The organism is Chryseobacterium limigenitum (genome assembly GCF_900114875.1).
GTDB classification, from domain to species: domain Bacteria; phylum Bacteroidota; class Bacteroidia; order Flavobacteriales; family Weeksellaceae; genus Chryseobacterium; species Chryseobacterium limigenitum.
In genome coordinates, this window is sequence record NZ_FPKW01000035.1 from 1 (window position 1) to 21,466 (window position 21,466).

Annotated in this window: 15 protein-coding genes; 10 read left to right on the plus strand and 5 right to left on the minus strand. The window is 35.7% G+C overall.

From position 1 onward, the window contains the following. Nucleotides 1-167: 167 nt before the first annotated feature. A complete protein-coding gene (locus tag BT156_RS21035) occupies nucleotides 168-1,154 on the minus strand; it encodes a hypothetical protein (RefSeq protein WP_072412889.1) in 987 nt (328 codons plus the stop codon). A 25-nt stretch (nucleotides 1,155-1,179) separates the two neighbouring features. Next, nucleotides 1,180-2,889, minus strand: a complete 1,710-nt coding sequence (locus BT156_RS21040) for a beta strand repeat-containing protein (RefSeq protein WP_072412890.1) — start codon at nucleotides 2,887-2,889, stop codon at nucleotides 1,180-1,182. A 206-nt stretch (nucleotides 2,890-3,095) separates the two neighbouring features. Here BT156_RS21040 and BT156_RS21045 point away from each other — a divergent pair, with 206 nt between their 5' ends. Beyond that, on the plus strand, nucleotides 3,096-3,746 hold the full coding sequence (locus BT156_RS21045; protein WP_072412891.1) for a response regulator transcription factor: 651 nt from the start codon (nucleotides 3,096-3,098) through the stop codon (nucleotides 3,744-3,746). Here the strand turns inward: BT156_RS21045 and BT156_RS21050 are convergent. Together BT156_RS21050 and BT156_RS21055 are read right to left on the minus strand one after the other, a co-directional pair. Further along, nucleotides 3,727-5,796, minus strand: a complete 2,070-nt coding sequence (locus tag BT156_RS21050; protein WP_072412892.1) for a sensor histidine kinase — start codon at nucleotides 5,794-5,796, stop codon at nucleotides 3,727-3,729. The two genes, BT156_RS21045 and BT156_RS21050, sit on opposite strands and share 20 nt — an antisense overlap. A 298-nt stretch (nucleotides 5,797-6,094) precedes the next feature. Continuing rightward, nucleotides 6,095-7,102: a helix-turn-helix domain-containing protein gene (locus BT156_RS21055; RefSeq protein WP_072412893.1), complete on the minus strand. Its 1,008-nt coding sequence runs from the start codon at nucleotides 7,100-7,102 to the stop codon at nucleotides 6,095-6,097. Between the two features lie 285 nt (nucleotides 7,103-7,387). On the opposite strand from BT156_RS21055, the gene BT156_RS21060 reads away from it, so the two are divergent. The 9 genes from BT156_RS21060 to BT156_RS21105 all read left to right on the plus strand — a co-directional run bounded on the left by BT156_RS21060 (nucleotide 7,388) and on the right by BT156_RS21105 (nucleotide 20,956). Then, the gene (locus BT156_RS21060; RefSeq protein WP_072412894.1) at nucleotides 7,388-8,041 is read left to right on the plus strand and encodes a hypothetical protein; all 654 of its coding nucleotides are present in this window, start codon (nucleotides 7,388-7,390) and stop codon (nucleotides 8,039-8,041) included. 66 nt (nucleotides 8,042-8,107) lie between these two features. Continuing rightward, nucleotides 8,108-8,821, plus strand: a complete 714-nt coding sequence (locus tag BT156_RS21065; RefSeq protein ID WP_139255550.1) for a hypothetical protein — start codon at nucleotides 8,108-8,110, stop codon at nucleotides 8,819-8,821. A gap of 30 nt (nucleotides 8,822-8,851) precedes the next feature. Further along, a complete protein-coding gene (locus BT156_RS21070; RefSeq protein ID WP_083582440.1) occupies nucleotides 8,852-16,480 on the plus strand; it encodes a DUF8202 domain-containing protein in 7,629 nt (2,542 codons plus the stop codon). A 265-nt stretch (nucleotides 16,481-16,745) separates the two neighbouring features. Further along, complete coding sequence (locus BT156_RS21075; RefSeq protein WP_072412897.1) at nucleotides 16,746-16,949, plus strand: hypothetical protein; 204 nt, start codon at nucleotides 16,746-16,748, stop codon at nucleotides 16,947-16,949. 325 nt (nucleotides 16,950-17,274) lie between these two features. After that, nucleotides 17,275-17,475 (plus strand): hypothetical protein, encoded by a 201-nt coding sequence (locus BT156_RS21085; protein WP_072412899.1) that lies wholly within the window; start codon nucleotides 17,275-17,277, stop codon nucleotides 17,473-17,475. A 175-nt stretch (nucleotides 17,476-17,650) separates the two neighbouring features. Further along, nucleotides 17,651-18,289, plus strand: coding sequence for a hypothetical protein (locus BT156_RS21090; protein WP_072412900.1), 639 nt, complete (start codon nucleotides 17,651-17,653; stop codon nucleotides 18,287-18,289). 31 nt (nucleotides 18,290-18,320) lie between these two features. Further along, nucleotides 18,321-19,892, plus strand: a complete 1,572-nt coding sequence (locus BT156_RS21095) for a hypothetical protein (protein WP_139255551.1) — start codon at nucleotides 18,321-18,323, stop codon at nucleotides 19,890-19,892. 111 nt (nucleotides 19,893-20,003) lie between these two features. Further along, on the plus strand, nucleotides 20,004-20,459 hold the full coding sequence (locus BT156_RS21100; protein WP_072412902.1) for a transposase: 456 nt from the start codon (nucleotides 20,004-20,006) through the stop codon (nucleotides 20,457-20,459). Nucleotides 20,460-20,641: 182 nt separating this feature from the next. Beyond that, the gene (locus tag BT156_RS21105; protein WP_072412903.1) at nucleotides 20,642-20,956 is read left to right on the plus strand and encodes a transposase; all 315 of its coding nucleotides are present in this window, start codon (nucleotides 20,642-20,644) and stop codon (nucleotides 20,954-20,956) included. A gap of 308 nt (nucleotides 20,957-21,264) precedes the next feature. Here the strand turns inward: BT156_RS21105 and BT156_RS22425 are convergent. Further along, a partial coding sequence (locus BT156_RS22425; RefSeq protein WP_228430223.1) for a hypothetical protein occupies nucleotides 21,265-21,466 on the minus strand: 202 nt, incomplete at its 5' end.

Sequence of the window (21,466 nt, forward strand, 5' to 3'; positions counted from 1 at the left end):
TCAAAAACAGTCTAATAAACCTATAAAATACCCATGACGAAAATTCGTCAGTCCATCACACAAAAGAAAATGGTTCGAGACCCATAAAGGGTTGTAGATTAGTGCAATGTTTTGATTTGTAGTGCTAAATGGTTCGAGGTTTGACCTGCCAGGCAACCTACAAAAAATTAGAATTCTCGAGGTATAAACCAATAGTATCCTGAATATGCAAATTTATAAACGGAATCATTTGCTGGAGTAGTTGTCATAGCAGATATATTCTGTCCATAATTGGTACCAAAAGCAACACCGTTAATCCTTGCCAAATTTCCTAGTGGTACAAATCCTGATATATTTGAAGTACCTGCCGTGAAAGTGTAAGTATCACTCAGGTTAACAATATTTATTACTCTTCCTGAAGATGGGCTTGTTGGAAATTTTACTTTAACACCGGCAACTGAAGGTTTTATAAACCAAAAATCATAATCATCTGTTAAGACAAAATCTCCTGCTGTAGAAATATTTTGTACCGGACTCATTCTTAATGAAGTACCTGAACCACCACTACCTCCGCTCGCTGCAACGGTAGTAGCTGAAGTAATCTGCCCTAGAGCATTTACCGTAATTTGCGGAATCTGAGTTGCTGTTCCGTAAGTTCCTGCTGTAACTCCAGTATTTAACATGCTAATCGTACCGGAAGAAGTAATAGGTCCACCTGTAAGACCCGCACCGGTAGTAATATTGGTAACTGTACCTGTACTTCCTCCAGATCCGCTATTGGTAAGAGACTTCCAGGTACCTCCATTAATTGTACCAGATTTATTTTCATAATACCAAAATCCTGCGGTAAGAGTTCCAGAAGTACTGCCAACTCCTGCAGTTCCGGAAGATGCGGTATTGTATACCACAAAACCATCGTAATAGTTTGGATATGAAGATGCTATGCCAACCGGATTTCCGCTAAATGCTGTAAAAGTGGTAAGATCTACTCTTGGGTATAGCAATCCTTTTGCTATATTGGTAGAAGAATTGCTAAAAGTTGAAGATGAAGCATCTAAAAAAGCCGAGCTGTTGGGCGCAGAAATGTTCTGACTAATATCAGGAAATCTAACTTGAGCATTAATGATTCCTGATGATACAACTAATAAGTATATTATAATGTTTTTAAATTTCATATGTTTTTTTTATATATTATTGAATTTAGAATGCTCCCGAAACAACAGAATAAGAACCTGCACCTGTACCTCCTATGTACATAATTGTAATTCCCTGATTTGCTGGAACTGTAGCTATTGTAGTTTCTCTTGGTGCTGGAGACAAAACTACTGGTATTGAACCATTTTTATTGGAAATGTAATACTTTTTCCCAATAGGAATGCCTGTCGTAGGCAGAGTTAGTGTGTGCCCGGATGAACTAGGATTTAGCAAAATAATATCATCGGTAGCTGTAGCTGTATAACTAGTGGTTCGTTCTGTAGTTACATTTAATGCACCAGCAGCTGATGAACCAGTTGTAACCACTACATTACCGCTCGCGTCCACACCAAGAGCCGCAGCACCAGATGTTACAGGAGTTGCACTTGTAAGTTTTGTAAATTTAAGACCAGAGGTATTGGCTGTGATGCCATTTACTTCTAAAGAAGCTCCGGGAGTAGTAGTATTGATACCTATATTACCGGACCCTACTGTTGAGGTATTCACTCCTGTACCAAAAATCGTATTTGCTATATTCATTTGGTTATTCCCGGGAACTACGGGAAGAGAAACTGAATTTCCTATTAAGATATTATCATTACTTGATATTGTTGATGTAGATTGCGCTACAACACCTCCCGACTTATATCCAATAGCAATATTTCTAGACCCTCCTGCTGCAGCCAGTGTTAATGCATCAGAACCTAATGCTGTGTTAGCACTGCCATCATATAATCCACTCCCTGCATTATGTCCCAAAAGAGTGTTGTCACTACCTCCTGCTGCAGTATTTGTGAAATTTTGTCCAGCAGCATTTCCTATTGCAGTATTACGATTACCTGTTCTATTTACTTGTAAATTAGAACTACCCAATGCGACATTATAAGAGCCAGTAGTATTTTGTAGTAGGGCGAAAGCTCCTACACCAAGATTATTAGATCCTGCACCTGTGGTAATTCCGTCTCCAGCAGTATCTCTAAGTGCCCACCAGCCGATACCCATATTACTGTATCCCAATACGTTATTACTAAGAGCTCCGTGTCCTATAGCTGTATTGAATCTAGCTGTAGTGATCTTCTGTCCAGATCCAGATCCCATCGCTATATTCCCAAAACCAGTTGTAATACTTGCTAATGCTCCGTAACCAAAAGCTGCATTAGCTTGTCCTGAACCTGGGAATGCATCTGCGTTTGCAATTGGTGTTCCTGAAAATGCACCAACCCCAAATGCGGTATTTTTCTTGGCATCATTTAATAAACCTGCTTGTATATTGTTTCTTTTAAAAACTAAGTCTTGATTATCAGTAGTTCCCAAAAAGGTGGTTCCTGCAGTGGTCCCTGCATTACCTGTAAGTCCCCAACCAGAAGCAGCAGCAACTGTTCCGGTAGATACTTTTTGCCATTTAGCTCCATCAAAATAGTAATATCCTGCTGCAGTTACGTTTTCAGCTTGCCCGGTTCCGGGAGTGGTTGCAGCAGCGGTTACATAGACAATAGTACCTCTTTGTTCAGTACCATAAACAGGTATTGCTAAATTTGCAGCAGCTGTAAGTGCGTCACCCGTAAGTCTGGGTGCAATGAATCCTTCTGCTTTGGTACCATCAGTAATTTTTGCTGTTACATCTAATGTAGCTTTAGGAGATGGATTATTAATACCGACCTGACCATAAGAAAAAGCACCTATTAACAGAAATACGGAATAAATTGTTTTTTTCATTGTGAATTTTTATTATTAATTGAACTAAAAAATTAAGAAATAAGATTTTTCATCATTCGTGTTGTAAAAAAATTGAGGATGCAAAGTAAAGGATAATGAAGCCTCATTAGAATACCTAATTTTAGGGTATTTCAGGTGCTAATTTTAGTAGTGGAAAATTTAGGATGATTTTATACTTTTGTTCTATAATTTTATTATCTTTCAAAATGTTACAAGATTTATCCATTGCAATTGTAGATGATCACGTCCTGTTTGCAGAATCATTAAAAGTTCTGTTGCAAACACAGATGCCTTATAAATCAGAAGTTTATATTTACAATAATTTAAAGGATTTACAAGCAGAATTAGATAATGACAAACATTTTGACTTTTTGTTATTAGACATCCAGATTGGGAGTGAAAACGGACTCATATTTTTAGGAAAAACGCCTTTACTGCTTAAAAAGGCAAAAAATATAATTATCCTTAGTTCTTTAGGGAATTCATTGATGATAAAACAAGCTATTGAATCCGGAGCAAAAGGTTTTCTCTCAAAAAACTGTGATGTCAATGAGCTTGAAAGGGCGTTTACAAAAACCTCTAATGGGCAAATTTATGTAAGTGAAATTTTTGAAAAAGAGCTTGCTGAGCATGCAATAAATAAAATTACAGTTCCTAGCTTAACCACGAGAGAAGCAGAAGTTTTAAGTTATTTATGTGCCGCTTATACCGTGAAGGAAATTGCTTCAAAGATGGAGATAAGTACGCATACGGTACAGATGTATGTGAAAAATCTATTTAACAAGTTTAAGATAAACAGAACGACAGATTTGGTTCTTTATGCTACTAAAAACGGGCTTAACCTGCCCTTAAACTGAATTGCCCACGAATAATTGTGCCTTTATTTAGATCAGAATGAATCGTAATTCTGCCATTTTCTAAACTATCAATTCTTTCTTCTATATTTTTTAAACCAATGCCTGTAATCGTATGAGGTGAAAAACCAATTCCATCATCTTGTACTAAAAATAGGCATTCATTTGAAGTAAAATCTACTTTGATGGTAATTTCTTTTGCGTTGGAGTATTTTAAACTGTTAGTTACCGCTTCTTTTATGATTCTAAATAATTGATTCTGCTGTTCGGTATTTAGCTTCTCATCCATTTCATCAAAATCAGCTTTTACATTGAAATTAATATTGTTAATTGCCTGATTGTTTTTGAGTAGGTTTATTAAATATCTACTAAGACTAAATGCTTGATCATCGTAATTGTATAGGTTGTATATGTATTTTCGTGTTTCTTCGTATAGCTGATTTACTTCTTCTTTTATTGCTAAAAAATTGCTTTTATCTTTTTCATTAATTGCTATCATCGCTTTGTCTTGTATAAAATGGTTGGTTGCTGCAAGGCTGGAAGCCAGATCATCGTGCAGATTTTTCGCAATATTTTTTTTATTTTCGGAAATCACTTTTCGATTAGAAAGTTCCATCTTAATTTGGAATATATTTTCTAACTCTGAGTTAAGTGCCATTTCTTTGTTATAATTAACTTGGCTTATTAATAACTTTTGTTTTGTTTTTAGGTTTCTGTTGTTTAATAACAATAACAATGCGATCGCCATAATAACCACCAGAGACAAAGAAGCAATGATCAAATAGTTTCTGTTTTTTGCCGTTTTTAGTTTTTCCAGTTCTATCTCTCTCTGCTGTCTTTGTCTTTCTAACAATATTACAATCTCCGCTTTCTGAGATGCGTAAGGCGAGTTTGTTTTGGAAATGAGTTTAGATAATTCTATCGTTTTGTTTTTGTATTCTAAAGCCCTTTTCTCTTGCCCTAAAGTTTCAAAAATAGCTCCAAGAGCTTCTGTGATTTCTAATTTGGTAGGAATATCATTTCCTAAAATTTCCAGCCTGTCATATACTTTTTTATATTCTACTTCTGCCAAATGATATAATTTCATTTGTTTTAAAACTCTGGCTTTATAAGACATTAAATAGGTATTTTGGTCTCTAAAGTTTGTGGTATCATTGAGTGCTATTACAGCTTCTATTTTTTTCAATAAGGCTTCAGGATTTGTTATTGCTGAATCTTTGGATTTTATGTCGAATTCATACCATTTTGCAAAAAGATAATTTCTCAAGGAGATTTCTTTTTTTTCAAACAATGGATCAAATTGTGAGAATATGTCTTCTGCTTCTTTTTTGAGCCCTAAAGAATATAATTTGGATGCCATTACATACAAACTCTGGTAATACGTGTTTTGTTGAAATTTATTATTCTTTGAAAAACGGGCTTTTACCAAAAATTTGTAAGATTTTTTGTAATATTCTTTTGCAGTATTGTAATAAGAAAGACTGTTTTTAGATTTTATTAATTTAGCATTTTCATATAAAGCACGGTTTACATCACCATTCAGTAAATTAATCTTTGATTGGGAAAGGTCATCTATCGGGTTGCTCAACAACTTTTCTGCTTTCTTGGCGTACACTTGAGCTTCATCATACTGTTCAAAAAGTATCAGAATTGATACCATATTCTGAAATGCATTCCCTTTTAAGTTAAGTGCGTCTCTCTCATTTGTTTGAATATTTATGATTTTTTGCAGAAATGAGAATACCATTTTGTAGTCATCATTTCTGCCGTAGTAAGCAATTGACTGTTCATAAAACCTTATCCAATAATAATCACAATTACCATTATAGTTTAACAGTTCTTTTCTTAGTCTGGCATGGTTTTTCAAAAACAGAGCAACCTCCCCCGATTGTATATATTCATAATCCAAAGAAGTTAAAATTTTAATTTTTTCTAATCCTTTTTCCTTTTTTACATTTTTTTGTAAGGATTTTATTTCTTCAAAAGAATTTTCTTGTCCATAACCTAATGTAATTGCAAAGGATAGAATAAATAGGTATAGTATAATTTTCATATTGTCAACAAAATTTGGTGAAAAATATCCCGAAAGTAAAGTTTATGGTGTACGGATCAAAACTTTCTTTAAATCGTTTTTTTTCTTGTATCATTAACGTCAAAACGTATATAGCATAGAAAATAATTTTCTAAAATCATCGTCACAAATCCAATTAAAATAGATTTTCAGAAATTGTCCGCTCTAATTAACGGTTTTATATTCCAAATAACACTGGAAACAAATCGACATCTTTTTGAAAATACAAATTAATACAATTGAAAATCTAAAATATAAATTAGATATGTAAACCAATGTGTTATGGGTTGTTTGTAGTTTCAATCGAATTTTGAAAATTTTTTATGTATTCTCTGGGTGACTGCCCTAAGTAATGTTTAAAAACTCTGTTAAAGGTTGATTGTTGTGAAAAACCAGCACTTTCGTATATATAAGATAAGGTGTAGTTTTTGTATGCTTGGTTTTGAAGTTGCTCTATAACAAAGCTAACCCTGTATCTATTTACAAATCCTGCAAAACCTTTCTCATCAACAAGATTAAGAGTCTTAGATACATAATTTAAATTGGAATCAACTGCGTTTGCCAACTGTTGCATACTAAAGTTCGGATCCAAATATGGTTTTTTCTCTTCAAAATATATTTTTATCTTTTCTAGTAACTCAATTTCTTTTTCCTTGAGTACCGAAGGGTCACTATAAAGATTAACAATCACTTCGTCATTCTTCGCAGCAGTATTTTCGTAAATACCATCTAAAATACTTTGTATTTCTATCTTCGTTTTAAATTTCTGGATTACAATAGCATAATAAATAGTAGTAAACGTAAACAAAATAAAATAGATTATTGTGAGTCTTTGATTGATAAACCATAGATCCTGATTCTTTGCCTTGATGATTGCTAATCCGTAGTAGTCAGAAATGAAAGGTGCTGAAATTCCTAGAATTACAACGAATAATGTTAGGAATACAGCCTCTTTAGCAGAAAGAAATATGAATGCTATTATAACAATAATAACTTTCCAAATATGTATGAACATTGCTATTTTATAGAGAATTAATGTGCCAAAAAAATCAGTTAGACTTAAAAATATTAATGCGATCAGCGTATTTTTTCGAATATTATAATCAAAATTTGTGATATATATGTAAGCACCAAAATATATAATGATTTCAATTATATTTAGTTTTTGGATGGTTTTGGTATAGATGAAATGAGATGTCAGAAATGTAATACTTGAAAGTATACCAATAACGATTAACATTCTATGAAATTCTTTCAGTTTTTCGTGAAGCGATTCTTCTTTTCTCATCAAGATTCTAGTTTTCTTTCAAATTTACATTTTAGTTATCAATATAGAATCATCGAATTTAGGCATCATTGGTTTTTAGCAGTTAAATTATGTATTATCAGTTAAATTATTTAAGTTGTAAATTTCAATAGTTTGAAAATGAGACTAATATATAAGTAGTAGCTAAATTATAAAATGAATTAATGTTCTTTCGTAAAGACATTTTTATATCTATAATTTAGCAGCGTTGAGTATGGAATACAAAAGTTTGAGCAGATAAGTATCGCTTAGAATTCAACTTTATGTATGATATATTTTTTCTACATAATAGAAACTCATTACACAAATACTTTGAATCAAAAGTTTATTTTTTCCATCAGTAAAAAATTAAGTTGGCCATTTACTAATGTGGGCAGATTTGTTTCTTATAAAATTTTTTCTCTGAAGAATTCTTTGCGTCATGCTGCGCTTCTAATGTACCTATTTCCAATATCCGTTTTTTCACTGAATAGTATACATGAAGATACCTTAAAAATAAAAAATGAAAATACAGCTTCATATATTTATATCGTAGAAGGAACAGTGGTTAAGAATTTTGATGAGATTAATGTCAAACATTTTTCAAAACGAAGTAATGCTAGTGTAGTTAAGCACAAAATTAAATCATCACTTAAGAAACTGAAAATTTCTAAAGTTCACGTCGCTCTAAACAATATTCCTCCTGGAAAATATATTAATAATACAAATTTTCAGTTCGTTTTCAATAATGAAGGATTTACTACAATAACTTCACAAAATAATGACGGTAAAGGAAAAACATTGGTTTACAAATCTGTCAGTGAGGAGCACTGGGATTCAGATTTTTATTTAAAACTAAAAATCAATACCGTTAACTATAAAGAAAAATTCAATCTACTTTCAGGTTCGATTACTATCAGACCACCACCTTTATTCACTTGATTATTACAATAGAAAAAATATTAAAAGCAATTACAATTGCAAAAAACAACATTTAAAATAATCAAAATGAATAATAAAATATATCTACTATTTTTTGTAGTGGCATTTACTACATTATACGGGCAAGTGGGCATTAATACCCCTGATCCCCAAGCTACTTTGGATATTGTGGGAGATCCATCAAATACTTTAAAATTAGATGGGGTTATTGCTCCTAGGTTAAGAGGAGCTGAACTTGCAGCAAAAACCTATACAGCGGCTCAGACAGGGGCAATTGTGTATGTAACTTTAGCTGCTGGTACATTAACCGGTCAGGTCATTAATGTATCAGCTCCGGGCTACTATTATTTTGACGGTTCTGTTTGGAAGTCTATCGGAAGCGGCTCGGGAGGTTCTACTACTTTAAATACAGGAACCGGACTTAATGTTTCGGGATCCGGAGCTACAGCTACGCCTTATAATGTAGATATGAAGCCGGCTATCAAGTTTATGTATATGCCGAGTATTTCTATTAATACTTCTGCGCCTGGTATAGCATTAACCAGAAACCTTTATGGGGAATATACTGCGCAATTTGGAACTCCTTCGGCTCAGAATCCGGGATCAGCGGGTGCTCCAATACCTGTTTTTGCGGCTACGGATTTAAATTATTACGTGACCTACTTTGATCCTGCAGTATTTGCGAATGTAAGTATTACAGATGCAGGTACGCTAAACTATGATGTAATAGGAAGCGCAACCTCATGCTCTTTTATTAACGTGGTGTTTGTCCTTAAATAACACTTTTAGGACGTAATAAAAAATAAAAACATGAGATACAAATTTAAATATATGTATTTATTATTGCCGCTGCTTCTGCTTTTGGTAACGATAAATGTTAAAGCTCAATATCCGGGAGGGGTTTCCACGGGAACCACCAGAGGATATAAAGTAGATTATTACAATGGAACATTTAGTGATCAGACGGGTTTCGGAGCAGGAACATCCAATGCAGTTCCGAGTCTTTCGGAATACAGCAACAAGGTTACGGGAACAGAATTCCAGCCGATAGACGCTGATTATTATGGATTGGAATACAGCGGAACGCTTGAGATTCCTGTATCCGGAAATTACACCTTTAGTTTATCTGCTGATGACAGGGCGTGGTTATATATTGACGGAACTTTAGTCGTTCAGGCAATTTCGGGTTCCGGAACAGCCACATCAGGGGTAAGCCTTACAGCCGGAGATCATACCATTAAAGTAAAGTATTATGAATTGGGAGGAGCTAACTCTGCAGTACTTCAAGTAGCGAATGGCCCTTCAGGAAGTAATATTACTACTGCTACAGATGTTGACGGAAGATTTGTGAGATACAATAATGCAAAACTTACCGGATGGTACAAAGGTTCTGATCTTACGGTTACTGCTAACTTTGGTGGAGCAGGAATTGATAAAGCGAACAGTTTTATCAATAAGGCTCCTGATTATGCAGGAAATGGAAATCTTAATTATTCAGGTGCAGCATCAGGTAGTTCTGCAACAACTCAATCTTCTGCCAATCTTGTAAACTTTAATCAGGCAGTACGTTTTGATGGTGATGATACATTTTCTTCTGGCTCTACCATAAAAGGATTGAGCTTAAGAGGAGCGACCAAGACGATGTTCTTTGTCAATAACTATGTTTCTAATGAAGGACAGTCAGGTAACTGGATGTATTTTCATGGAGATGCAACGAGCAATCAAAGAATAGGTTTTTATAAAAATGACGGTACGGGAAACCAATTGGCTGTAGTTGGAGCAGGAGTAACCAATGCCTCTGCCTATATAGCCGGAGAGCCTAAATTACTTGGTGGTTTTGTAGATCAGGTAACAGGCGGTACAGCACCAAGCGGTACCAATCCATTATCGCTTCGATCAAACGGTAATGCAGGGACAACAGCTTCTCTTCTTTCTTATGCAGACCATGATGCCAAGGGATTAGTGATATCCAATATGAACACGGCTTATATTCCGGAGGCTATTTATTATCCTTTTGCATTAAATCAAACAGATGAAAGAAAAGTAAATACGTATTTGGCAGTTAAGTATGGAATTACTTTAGCTCATGATTATATCAATACTTCGGGGGCTACAGTATTTGGACTAACGACTAATACAGGGTATACCAACCGTATTTTTGGTATAGGAAGAGAGCTTACGGTGGAAAGCTTGTTCCAGAAACAAAGTCAGAGTCAGATGACCTCTACAACAGGATATGATTTCTTAGTTGTTTCCAAAGGGGCTGTTGCTGTATCCAATGCTGCTAATACCGGTACTTTGGCAGATGGAGATTATTTATTATTAGGTGACAACGCGGGAAGTTTTACTCCCCAGTCTACAGAAGTTTCATCCACTTTATCTACTTTATGCCAATTTAATAGAATCGGCAGAGAATGGAAAGCTCAGATCACGGGTGCGCCGGGTGCAGTAACTGTTAGAGCAGGAAGTTCTACTGTGGGATCTTTCGCATTTCCGGGTAGTGCATCCGGGATTGTAATGATCGTAGATACAGATAACGATGGGGATTTCAGCAATGCAACGACCACGTATCAGCCATCTTCTGTAGTAAACGGAGTGGCTACCTTTGATAATGTAACACTCGTAACAGGAAATGTAATTACATTCGGATGGACAGTAACTGCTCCCGGAGGAGTTTCTGCAGGATTAAAACTATGGTCCAAAGCAGATGATCTCTCTTTAGCGACAGGAAATGTAGCACAATGGAGCGATTTAAGTCCCAATGCCAATCATTTAATAAGAACAGCGAATGCAAATGTAACCAAAATAGATAATTATTTTAACTATAATCCTACCATTAGTTTTGGGGGTGCACATGCTGCTAATTTGAATAGTACTGCTGCACTTGGGATGAATGGAGATAACACCTATTCTGAGTTTTATATTTTGCAGGGTTTAGGAGTAGGATTTTTGACATTTAATGAGTTTATTACTTTAGGAGCTGGCAATACCAGTGGAACATCCCATCGCTGGGAAAATAATACGACCACATTTGCTACTGCTAAATACGGAGTCTATGGTAATGGGACACCTGCGAACACGGGGACAGGCTCTTTAACCGTAGGACAATTAGGGCTTTATAGTAGTATTGCCAATGGGACAAATGCTATTCTATCAACCAATGGTGCTTCTGTTTGGAACAACGCCACAACTACAGGCTTATCTCTTTCCGGTACTTTTAGAATAGGTACTGATGTTAATACTGTGGATGGAGATACCAATTGGAATAGCTTTGTAACTCCAGAATTAATTGTATATGATGTAACCATCTCCGGAACTGATCTACAAAAGATCAATTCTTATTTGGGAATTAAATACAGTATTCCATTGTCTGACGGCTCTGGAACAAGTGCTTCTAATTATTTAGCAAGTGACGGCACTGTAATCTGGACAGGGAATGCAACCTATAAATACGGGATGTTTGGAATAGGCCGGGATGACTGTTCCGGATTAGTACAAAAGCAGTCAAAAGCATATATTAGCGGAACGGACAATGTTAAGTTCGGACTTACAAAGTTAGCAACGACTAATGCTGAAAATACAGGAACATTTGCCGCCAATAAACAATTTATAATAGTGGCTAATGATGGAGGAGCATTTACGGGAACTACTTCCAATGTAGCTTCTTCTTATGCTTCAACAAGTTGTAATCCTTACCGTTATGTAAGAAGCTGGAAAGCACAGAACACTAATACTACCACCAGTCCTTTACAAATGACTATAGGAGATGCAACCAATCCTATTGTGAGTAACTGGAGCAATGTGACGCTTGCCATCAACAGTGCGGGGGATAATACTTTTGCAACAGGTACTACAACATTGGTTGCTGCAACTTCAGTAATAGGCGGAGTGGCTACATTTGATAATGTAACCTTACCGGATGGTGCTGTATTTACGGTGTACTATACACTAGGTTTCCCTGGTGGGGTAAGCAAATCAAGCTCCGGTATTTCCATTACTACAGTAAGCGGTACTACGACAAATAATATCAACGGATTAGAATATAAACTATATTCTACCAACGGTACGGCAGGAACAGGTATTTCTACAGGTTTCAGTGCCTACGCACCTACCTTATTGAGTTCAGGGTATTATCATAATGCTACAGATTTTCATGCATTTGTGAATGCAAAAATAGGAGATAATTATGGTATTGAATTGACAGGTAAGTTAAATGTAGTAACATCTACAGCAACTTATCAGTTCAGAGGGAATGCCAACGATGATCAGTTTGCTTTAATTATTGATGGGAATGTGCTTATCTCTACCGGAGGTACATTTACTACAGGGAATATTACTTTATCCGCAGGATATCACGATATTATCATTAGAGGTCGTGAGCTTGCAGGAGCACAAAATTTTGATTTACAATGGAACGGAGGTTCAGGAGCAGTCTTTGTTGCGATTCCTGATGCTAATTTCTTCACGTCTCCTCAGGGTCCTTCGGCTTGGTATGACTCGGCTGACAGCTCACTCTTAACATTGGCTAATGGAACCACATTATCCACTTGGAATGATCTGGGTTTGTATGGAAACAGACTTACTAACGAAGGAGCAGGAACAGGTATTTATTATTCTACCAATCCTACATATATCAGAAATTACAATCCTAGTGTCTTTTCTAATGATAATAAATGGAGCAGTACATCAGGCTATATCAAGGGTTTTCCATTCGGATTACAGAGCCGCTCGGTATTTGGGGTGAATTCTATTTATGCTACCGGAGGAAATGAAGTTTTAACAGGATATGGTATTGATAACAGTGCTTATCATGGTTTTGCAGTAGGTAAAACAGGTACTGAAGCATTAGCAGCCTGGGGATCTGTAAACGGATTGACGGGTTATACTTTGGGAGCTGCTTACTATACAGGGGGTACCAGCGCAAGTCCAATTACTCATATTCTTCAATATGGTTTATCCGGTTCTGCATTAAGTGGTTACGGTGATGGGCAACTTCGAGGAAGCGCAGCTCAGGCAGGATGGACAATAAATATGAATGATAATAAAGATTTGACCATTGGAAATCATCCGGATGGCGCAAATGGAAATGGCTGGAATGGTAATCTGAACGAGATTATCTATTATCCATGGGATTTATCGGCAGTTGAACGTCAGAGGGTAAATTCTTATTTGGGAATCAAATGGGGAGTTACTCTGGATCAGACTACTGCTACCAGTTATTTGGCAAGTGATGGCAGTACGGTTTGGAATGCTGCAACAGCTGCAGGTATTTATAATAATGATATTACAGGAATCGGTAGAGATGATTGCGGTGCATTATATCAAAAACAAAGTACCAGTACAGACGGGAATGATATCGTTGCTGTTGGTTTAGGTTCAACAGGATTAGCAGCTAATAATCCTCAAAATACCAATACTTTTAGTGCCAATAAAACATTCTTTATGTTTGCGCATAATGGTGCAGTAATTACAACGAAAACCAATACGAATATGCCAAGCTCTCTGAGCAGCTGTTACAACAGATTACAAAGAGAATGGCAGGTACAGACTTTGGGAACTCCGGGACCTGTAAGTTTTGAGTTTGGCAAGCAGGGATTATTGACTATCAACGCAGCTACCTATAAACCGGTATTGTTAATTAGCAATACACCGGGAAATTATACAGGCGCAACGATAGTAAATTATACTAAAGTAAAGAATGGAAAAACATATTTTGATAATGTTTCTCTTGCTAGCGGACAGTATTTTACATTAGCTTATATCGAAGCATCCCCTGGTGGTGTAAATACGAGTATGACGGTTTGGTTCAATGCAGATTATGATTCGTTTACCGATATTTCACAGACTACTTACGCTGAAAATGACGGGGATAAAGTAGCCAGTATGAATAATATTAAGTTTGGAGCTACTTTTACAAAAGTGGAGCAAAGTAATCCGGCATATCAACCTGTTTATTACAAAGCAGCATTTAATTACAATTCAGGATTGTATTTTGTAGGAAATGGGAATTCAAGTTTAAATTCACCATCTAATGTTGCTACTACAAGTTATAGAAGTGCGACCCAGATGACCAGTATTTTTGCAGGATATAATTTGGGAACAGATTCGGATCCTGGTCCGGCAAATGTATTCTGGTGGACAGGAACATCCAATACAGACAAAACAGCATTAGAAAGACCACAGGCATTCTGGTTGGGATCTGGAGGTGCTTTATTAAGAACACCAGCGTTAACTAGTCCTGAGATTTATACTTTCTCTAATACAACAGGCTCTGGTTATCGATTGTATAGTAATCTTAAAATGGTGGGATCTGGTGCGGCTAATCAAACTAATACCACCACTGCGCCATTTTATATAGGTCTTAACGGCGCAGCCGGATCAGGACAGACAGCAGGTGCCAAGTTTTATTTTGGAGAATTTGTCATCTATAGTGATGATAAAGGAGCTGCCAATACTTATGACATGAAGAGAATTCATAGTTATATGGCAATTAAATACGGATTTACGTTGGATAACACGGCTATCGGAGGTAGTTATATTGCATCTGATGGTACGGTAATTTATAATGACGGTAGTTACTGGAATCGCATCACAGGTATCGGAATGGATGATTGCTCTGGTCTTGACCAAAGACAGTCTTTCAGCCAGCAGACAACAGGGGCATTGGTTAAAATCTCGAATGATCCTGCTGGATTAGCAGCTTCTAACAGCGAAAATGCGGCCGCTTTTGCAGCTGATAAGTCATTCCTTGTGTATGGAGATAATAATAAATCATTGACCTGGAATGCATCAGAAAATATCAAGGATGCTTCAAATACAGATTTAATGCGTCTGAACAGGGTTTGGAGAGTGAAAGAAACTGGAACAGTAGGAACGGTTTACTTAGAAGTACCGGCAAATACAAGCACAGCTACTACTAAACTTCCTGCTCCTCTTGATTCAGCTTCCGATCCTATTTATATGGTTGTTGCCAATACAGCTTCTGGAGGAGTCTTTAATAATCCAACAATTGTTGCAATGATTCCTAAAGGAACAGACTGGACAGTGACCTATAATTTTGCAGACGGAGATTATTACACCTTTGCAACATTGGAAAGCTGTTTGGCACCTGCAGGTATTACAGATGGGTTGACTACCTGGTACAAAACCACTAATCTTACAACAGGAGCTATTGCAACAGGAACAGCCAATGCAATGGTAGATCAGTATGGTACTAATTCTCTGAACAGAAATGCAAGTGGTACTGCTACAGTTACAGTAGGAACACCTATCTTTTATAACTATAATAGATATGTAACCTTGGCAGGAACTGCAGCATTTACTAAATCAAATGTTACAGAAACAGCTTTAACAGGCGTTTCTAATGGAGCACTATATGTAGCAGCAGCAGGTTCGGGGAGTTTATTTGGAACCAGTTTAAGTACAACAGATAAATTCTTCATCAACAATGCGGGGGTATATAGAAATGCAACAGGGTCTGCATTAACAGGTCCTGCAAGTGGTAATATTTATCAGATGGGAGTCAACAATGGTGTGATTACTTCAAGATCTAATGGAACTACCGTGACAGGAGCGATAGGAACTACACCATTGCTTGCAGGTACTACCTATACAATAGGATTAGGAACTTATCCGGCAGGGGGAAGTTTTAATAGTACCAATTTGGCGGAAGCATTTGCTTTCAACAGAGACTTAGCGACTTATGAAAAAGATAAGTTAGATTCTTATTTGGCGATTAAATATGGTCAGACCTTATCTCATAATTATTATAGTCCTGAGTATAATGGTATTAATACTTCTACAACCACTTTGTATGATGTTTCTACTTATGGAAACAGAGTCTTTGGAGTAGGTAACCATAAAGGTGGATGTTTCTATCAGAACCAATCTTCATCTAGTCAACAGGTTGCTCTGAAATATAACAGTATGCTGAAAATTAGCGTGGATGGTATATTGAATACGGAAAATAGTCAAAACCCTTTATCATGGATAGAAGATCAATCTTATATTATGATGGGTGATGATAACGGTCCTATTGCTTGGGTGACTACCAATAAACCAAGAATTGAAGCTTCTAATACTTGTCTTTCCAGAATAACAAGACAATGGAAAGTAGTTTCTACGAAACAAAATCCTGATCTTTTGGTAACTATAGCGGATAATTCAAACACAAACCATGCTACAGGAGCAAAACTAGATGCTATCCCTGCAAACAATGATGTGTATATGGTTATTAGCGATCAGGAAGATTTTACCTCTGTTACTGCAAGCCAGCAGATCATCAAAATGACGTTGAATAACATTTCAAAAGAGTGGGAAGCAATGGGAAGTTTTGATGCGAACACAACAAGATACATCACGTTTGTTTACAAACCTGTGACTTGTGGACTGCCTTGTGTACCCGTGAATCCGGCGACAAGCAGAAGTAGAATCAATTAAGATTTTTCATAGAATTCTAAATGGATTCTTAGTATCACTTTACAGGGCAGAAATGCCCTGTTTTGAATGATAAAAAATAAAGATTCTAATAACACATGATGAGTCTCTCTATATTATTTCGCAGAGCAATAATGCTCTGCAAATAATATTAATTTAAAAAATTAAGGATATTCTGAGTTAAGACAAAATGATAAATCCTTGGTATCATTTTACAGGGCGTAAAGCCCTGTAGAAGATACTTTAAAACATCCAAAAGTAAAAAATAATGAAACAGGAAGATTCTTATGATTTTCTTGTCGGAAAATCTAAAGCCGATATAATACATTTAATGGAAGATCCGACAAGCTCATATGATTGTGATGAATGGATCTATATAATAGGAAGAAACTTTTTCGGATTCAAGAAAAAGCTTTATCTATTTTTTAAAGACGATTACGTTCACGATTACTTTATGTCCATCTGGGCTTAATTTGTTAGTTTTTAATTTTAAAATGGAAAGAAAAAATTACTGTATGTATGGTAATATTATGTACAGTCAAAGAGATAATAGTATTACAAAACAAGAAGTTACGAGTGGCAAAAATAAAATTAATATGACCTTGTCTAAACAGGCAGCTAGAAGTAAAACCGGTACTATTATTAATGATATTTCACATGAGATCGCAATTCGACTTTAATTGTTTTCATATTTTATAAATAACTCTTCATAAAAAATAAACAAAATAATTTATGTGTATTACTATATAGATATATAGAATATATTTTAAAATACCTACAACACACAAACACTATAAATGATGAAAAACACGCAAAATTATAATGATTTAATTGGAAAAACGCGGGAAGAAATTGTAAAAGAACTAGGAGATGGATTTAATTTCTACCCAAGTGACCTTTGGACTTATAACCTCAAAAAAAATTGGTTGGGAAGATGGGTCTTGCTTTACATTCACTTTGAGGACAACGTAGTTTGTCGAGTGCATATTGGCCATTGATATTCTGATAATACCCCCCCATAAGCATTTTAAAAACCTATAAAAATATAATATTGGGAAGATGACGGTCTTACCAGCTTTATATATTCTCTTAAGCTATTTATAAATTTTTAAATTATGAAACACATTGAACAAAAAATTAAACAAAACAAATTAAACAACACAAATTAAACAAATGAAAAAGAAATTTTACGTGGTTGCCTTTTTGGCAACCGGAGTCACAATGACTTACGCACAAGTCGGAATCAACAATGAAAGCCCAAAGGCTACATTAGACATTACCGCAAAAAAAACAGACGGAAGTGCACCGGAAGGAGTCATAGCACCCAGACTCACAGGGGATGTACTCTCTACAGCAGAAACAGGTGCTAAATACGGAACGGCGCAAGCTGGCACGATAGTCTATGTGACTGCTGCTGCAACTACCCAGGGAACTGGGCAGACTCAAAACGTAACTGCAGCTGGATATTATTATTTTGATGGTTCAAAATGGCAGAAATTTTCTACAGCTACAGCAACGGTTGCTGCGAAAAATGTAACTGTTCAACCTGGTGATTATACTGCATTACCTACCGATGATATTATTTTGCTGACCCCAACAGCCAACGGGTTTACCCTGACACTACCTACTACGGGAGTACCTATTGGGAAGACTTATTATATCAATAATGAGACTTCCAACGGTGTTACTCTTTTACCATTGCCAATCAGGGATTTAGCTTATCCACAGTCTTGTATCCCTCAAGGGTCAAAAGTAATGATGTATGTGGGAGGTACAGGTAGTGGCTCTTATATTAACTTAACAGCGTACTAACAATAAAAAACATACAATGAATATAAAATATATGATAACAGCGCTATTAATTGCGCTTGCGACTGCTGCTAACGCACAGATCAGGTTTCCGGATATAAACCAAAACACATCGTCTTCTGCAGCTAGTTCTGCATTTTTGGACGCGTCTTCTAATGCTATAAATAACGGTATACCAAATGTAGCTAAGGGAATTATATATCCCAGGGTCGATCTGAGCACCTTTGTTGCTTTCGGTGGTGCGCCAATTGGAGCTCCCAGTTCTTACCCAACCCAATATGATGGTTTTATGGTCTACAACACGAAAGTTGGGGGCGTCGCTGGGGTAGGAGCCACACAGGGTACCTTAACGGCCGGATATTGGTTTTATGAGAACAAATCCACCAGAATAACTGATGGAATATGGAAACCATTGGGTGTCATCGACAATCCTTGGAAAAATCTTAATGGAACTATTGCTACTTCTGTAAGTGACTCCATTGTATTTAAAGGTACAAGCGTGGGGATTAATGTAGATAATCCAGAGGCTACTTTAGAAGTCAATGGGAGTGTAAAGCTCAGTAATTTGTCCAGTACAAATATAGGATCGAATCTTTTGATTGAAGACGGCATCGGAAATGTTCAAAAAATTTCTTTGGATGATTTGAAAGTTCTTATAAACAAAAATACGATACCAGGTACTGATATTGAGGCTTTAGATCTTCAGACCATAGCTTCCGGGCTTATTCATATTGACGATGTAAGGGGAAGCAATACAACTTGGCGTCATGATTTTGCTTCGTCATTGATCAATACCAACACCACCGTTACTTTACCGGTCAATTTGATAAGTTCAGCAAATTTGAAGATAGATTTTAAAGTACCATTACCGTCAGAAGATTATATCGTTATAGCCACAGTAAAAACCATAAGTCTAAATCTAATTGGTGCTTATAACTATCAACTAAATGTGTTGGTTGCTGATAAGACCAAAAATGGTTTTACATTGAATGTACTGGAAGAAAAAGAAGGTGGGCGTGAGAACTATATTGAGTATATTGTTATGTATGATAAATCCAGAGCAATGGCAGTGGCAACCGGACCAAATACATTTACCAAGCAACAATATCACACAGCTCTATTGTCAGATAAAGGAGCCTATGCAGCAACATCTTTGTCAATGTATGCAACTAATCATTTGGCTGGAAACATTACTCTGAATGGGGATCTTAGAACAGATGCGCTGAAGACTTCAGATGTGAAGTATTATGGAGAATTTGGGCAGGGGGCACTGAACAGCCAGACCAATACAAGAAGTTATACTTCGGATAATGTATTCCATAAGGCGATTTGTCCTGATAACCGTATTGTGACCGGAATCCAGATATATGCAACGACTTATTTGGATGGATATATGAAAGTGCAGTGTACAGCTTTAAACCCTGGATATACTACGCAGCCTAGTCCTGGTGTTATAGATACCCAAGGTCCTGGAGTAAATGATGATAATAAAGTACATTTTACAAAGTGTCCTGCCGGACAATATGTGCAAGGTGTAAGAATATATTCGACTCCCTTTTTGGATGGAGATATGGGCTTGTACTGTACACCAATTATCAAGAATTAACAAACGAGAAATAGTTTAAGAGAATATTTAATCTTTCATGAGCCAGTTTCTGGCTCATGAAAGATTTTTCCAATAAGTAAAAAAAATAATACTAATCACATATAAACTGAAATGCTTGATTTGAAAAATATAAATATAGGGCAGTTGATTAAAATAAAATGGGAAGAAATGGAGATTCCGATCGAGAGAACCTGCAATTTTCTAAGTTGTACAGAAAAGGAGATTGATCTCATGTTTGAATCTGAAAACCTGTCTACTGAGAAACTGTTGCGCTGGAGTAAACTTTTGCAGTATGATTTCTTTAGATTGTACTCCCAACATTTAATATTATACGCTCCGCAAGGAAAAGCTGATCGTGTTGATAATCCATCTTTGAAAAAGACAGTTTTGCCGCAGTTTCGAAAACATATCTACACCAAAGAAATAATTTATTTTATAATAGAACTCATCAATACCGGCGCAAAAACCAAGCTTGAGGTTATTCATGATTATAAAATTCCGAAAACAACATTATACAAATGGTTGGATAAGTATAGTGACCTCGCAAAGAACAATATTAAAAAATGAAAATACCCAGTTTATTTTTTCTTCTATTTCTTTTTACATCCCTATGCTAAATGCAGCTTGGCATTTTGCAAATGAGGTAATTAAGTCTTTGCTTGGAAGAGCATTGATAATTAAAATATATTAAATTGATTCCTACATCAATATGTTAAATCTTAATATTAACAATCTTTAAATCTTTTGAAATGAAAGCATCTGAACAGCCTGATTATAAGAAAATTTTTGATGATATTATCAAATTAAAATATCCTGATAAAAAAGATATATGTAACAAGATACTAGCAAAGGATACCCTTTCCATATTGGATGTTATTATTATTAACGATATTATTTTTGGTGAAACTACAGACAGTCAAAAGTTTCGTTGCTATGATAAAAAAGCTATTTTTGAAATTTTAGAATTTCAAAAAAAGTACAGTTTGAATAATTCACAGTTAGCAAGGCGTTTTAAGCTCAGTAGAAATTCTATAACCAAGTGGAAGAAGAGCTTTTTTGTTTGAAAAAAATCAAACGTTTATGTAAGAGCATATTGAACTTGCAACTATTTTTGAGACAAAATTTTTATACTTCTTTACTGTTAGCAACTCCAATGGTTGAGAATTTAAGTTATTCACTATCAGACTGTACCAATATTGGTACAGTCTGATGGTAATTCTAAAATAAGTTTCAGGATTGTCTAAAAAGCAGAAATTTTGTACTTTCGTACCATTCAAAAAGAAAAAAGATCTTTAACATTTTGATGTTTACATGAAATATTAAGAAAGAGTTATAAAACAATACTTGTAACACTGTTTTTCTATTGAAAGGACTACGCCACTTTACAACAAGAGTTACGATTGTTTTTTAATCGTTCTTTGTTGATTCGTTCAAGTTGAGGTTTACTGTTAGCCAACTCAGGATTGAAATGGACTTCATTAGGCGTATAAATTTGGTGCTGATAATGAGGTCTGACGGAATCGTAATCTTTTGCGAAGAAATCAATCACTTTGTGAAACTCATTGGAATGAATA

What these genes read in the sequence shown, in the direction of transcription:
- BT156_RS21035 (WP_072412889.1), bottom strand. Translation starts at nt 1,154, where the DNA reads ATGAAATTTAAAAACATTATAATATACTTATTAGTTGTATCATCAGGA.
- BT156_RS21040 (WP_072412890.1), bottom strand. Translation starts at nt 2,889, where the DNA reads ATGAAAAAAACAATTTATTCCGTATTTCTGTTAATAGGTGCTTTTTCT.
- BT156_RS21045 (WP_072412891.1), top strand. Translation starts at nt 3,096, where the DNA reads ATGTTACAAGATTTATCCATTGCAATTGTAGATGATCACGTCCTGTTT.
- BT156_RS21050 (WP_072412892.1), bottom strand. Translation starts at nt 5,796, where the DNA reads ATGAAAATTATACTATACCTATTTATTCTATCCTTTGCAATTACATTA.
- BT156_RS21055 (WP_072412893.1), bottom strand. Translation starts at nt 7,102, where the DNA reads ATGAGAAAAGAAGAATCGCTTCACGAAAAACTGAAAGAATTTCATAGA.
- BT156_RS21060 (WP_072412894.1), top strand. Translation starts at nt 7,388, where the DNA reads ATGATATATTTTTTCTACATAATAGAAACTCATTACACAAATACTTTG.
- BT156_RS21065 (WP_139255550.1), top strand. Translation starts at nt 8,108, where the DNA reads ATGAATAATAAAATATATCTACTATTTTTTGTAGTGGCATTTACTACA.
- BT156_RS21070 (WP_083582440.1), top strand. Translation starts at nt 8,852, where the DNA reads ATGAGATACAAATTTAAATATATGTATTTATTATTGCCGCTGCTTCTG.
- BT156_RS21075 (WP_072412897.1), top strand. Translation starts at nt 16,746, where the DNA reads ATGAAACAGGAAGATTCTTATGATTTTCTTGTCGGAAAATCTAAAGCC.
- BT156_RS21085 (WP_072412899.1), top strand. Translation starts at nt 17,275, where the DNA reads ATGATGAAAAACACGCAAAATTATAATGATTTAATTGGAAAAACGCGG.
- BT156_RS21090 (WP_072412900.1), top strand. Translation starts at nt 17,651, where the DNA reads ATGAAAAAGAAATTTTACGTGGTTGCCTTTTTGGCAACCGGAGTCACA.
- BT156_RS21095 (WP_139255551.1), top strand. Translation starts at nt 18,321, where the DNA reads ATGATAACAGCGCTATTAATTGCGCTTGCGACTGCTGCTAACGCACAG.
- BT156_RS21100 (WP_072412902.1), top strand. Translation starts at nt 20,004, where the DNA reads ATGCTTGATTTGAAAAATATAAATATAGGGCAGTTGATTAAAATAAAA.
- BT156_RS21105 (WP_072412903.1), top strand. Translation starts at nt 20,642, where the DNA reads ATGAAAGCATCTGAACAGCCTGATTATAAGAAAATTTTTGATGATATT.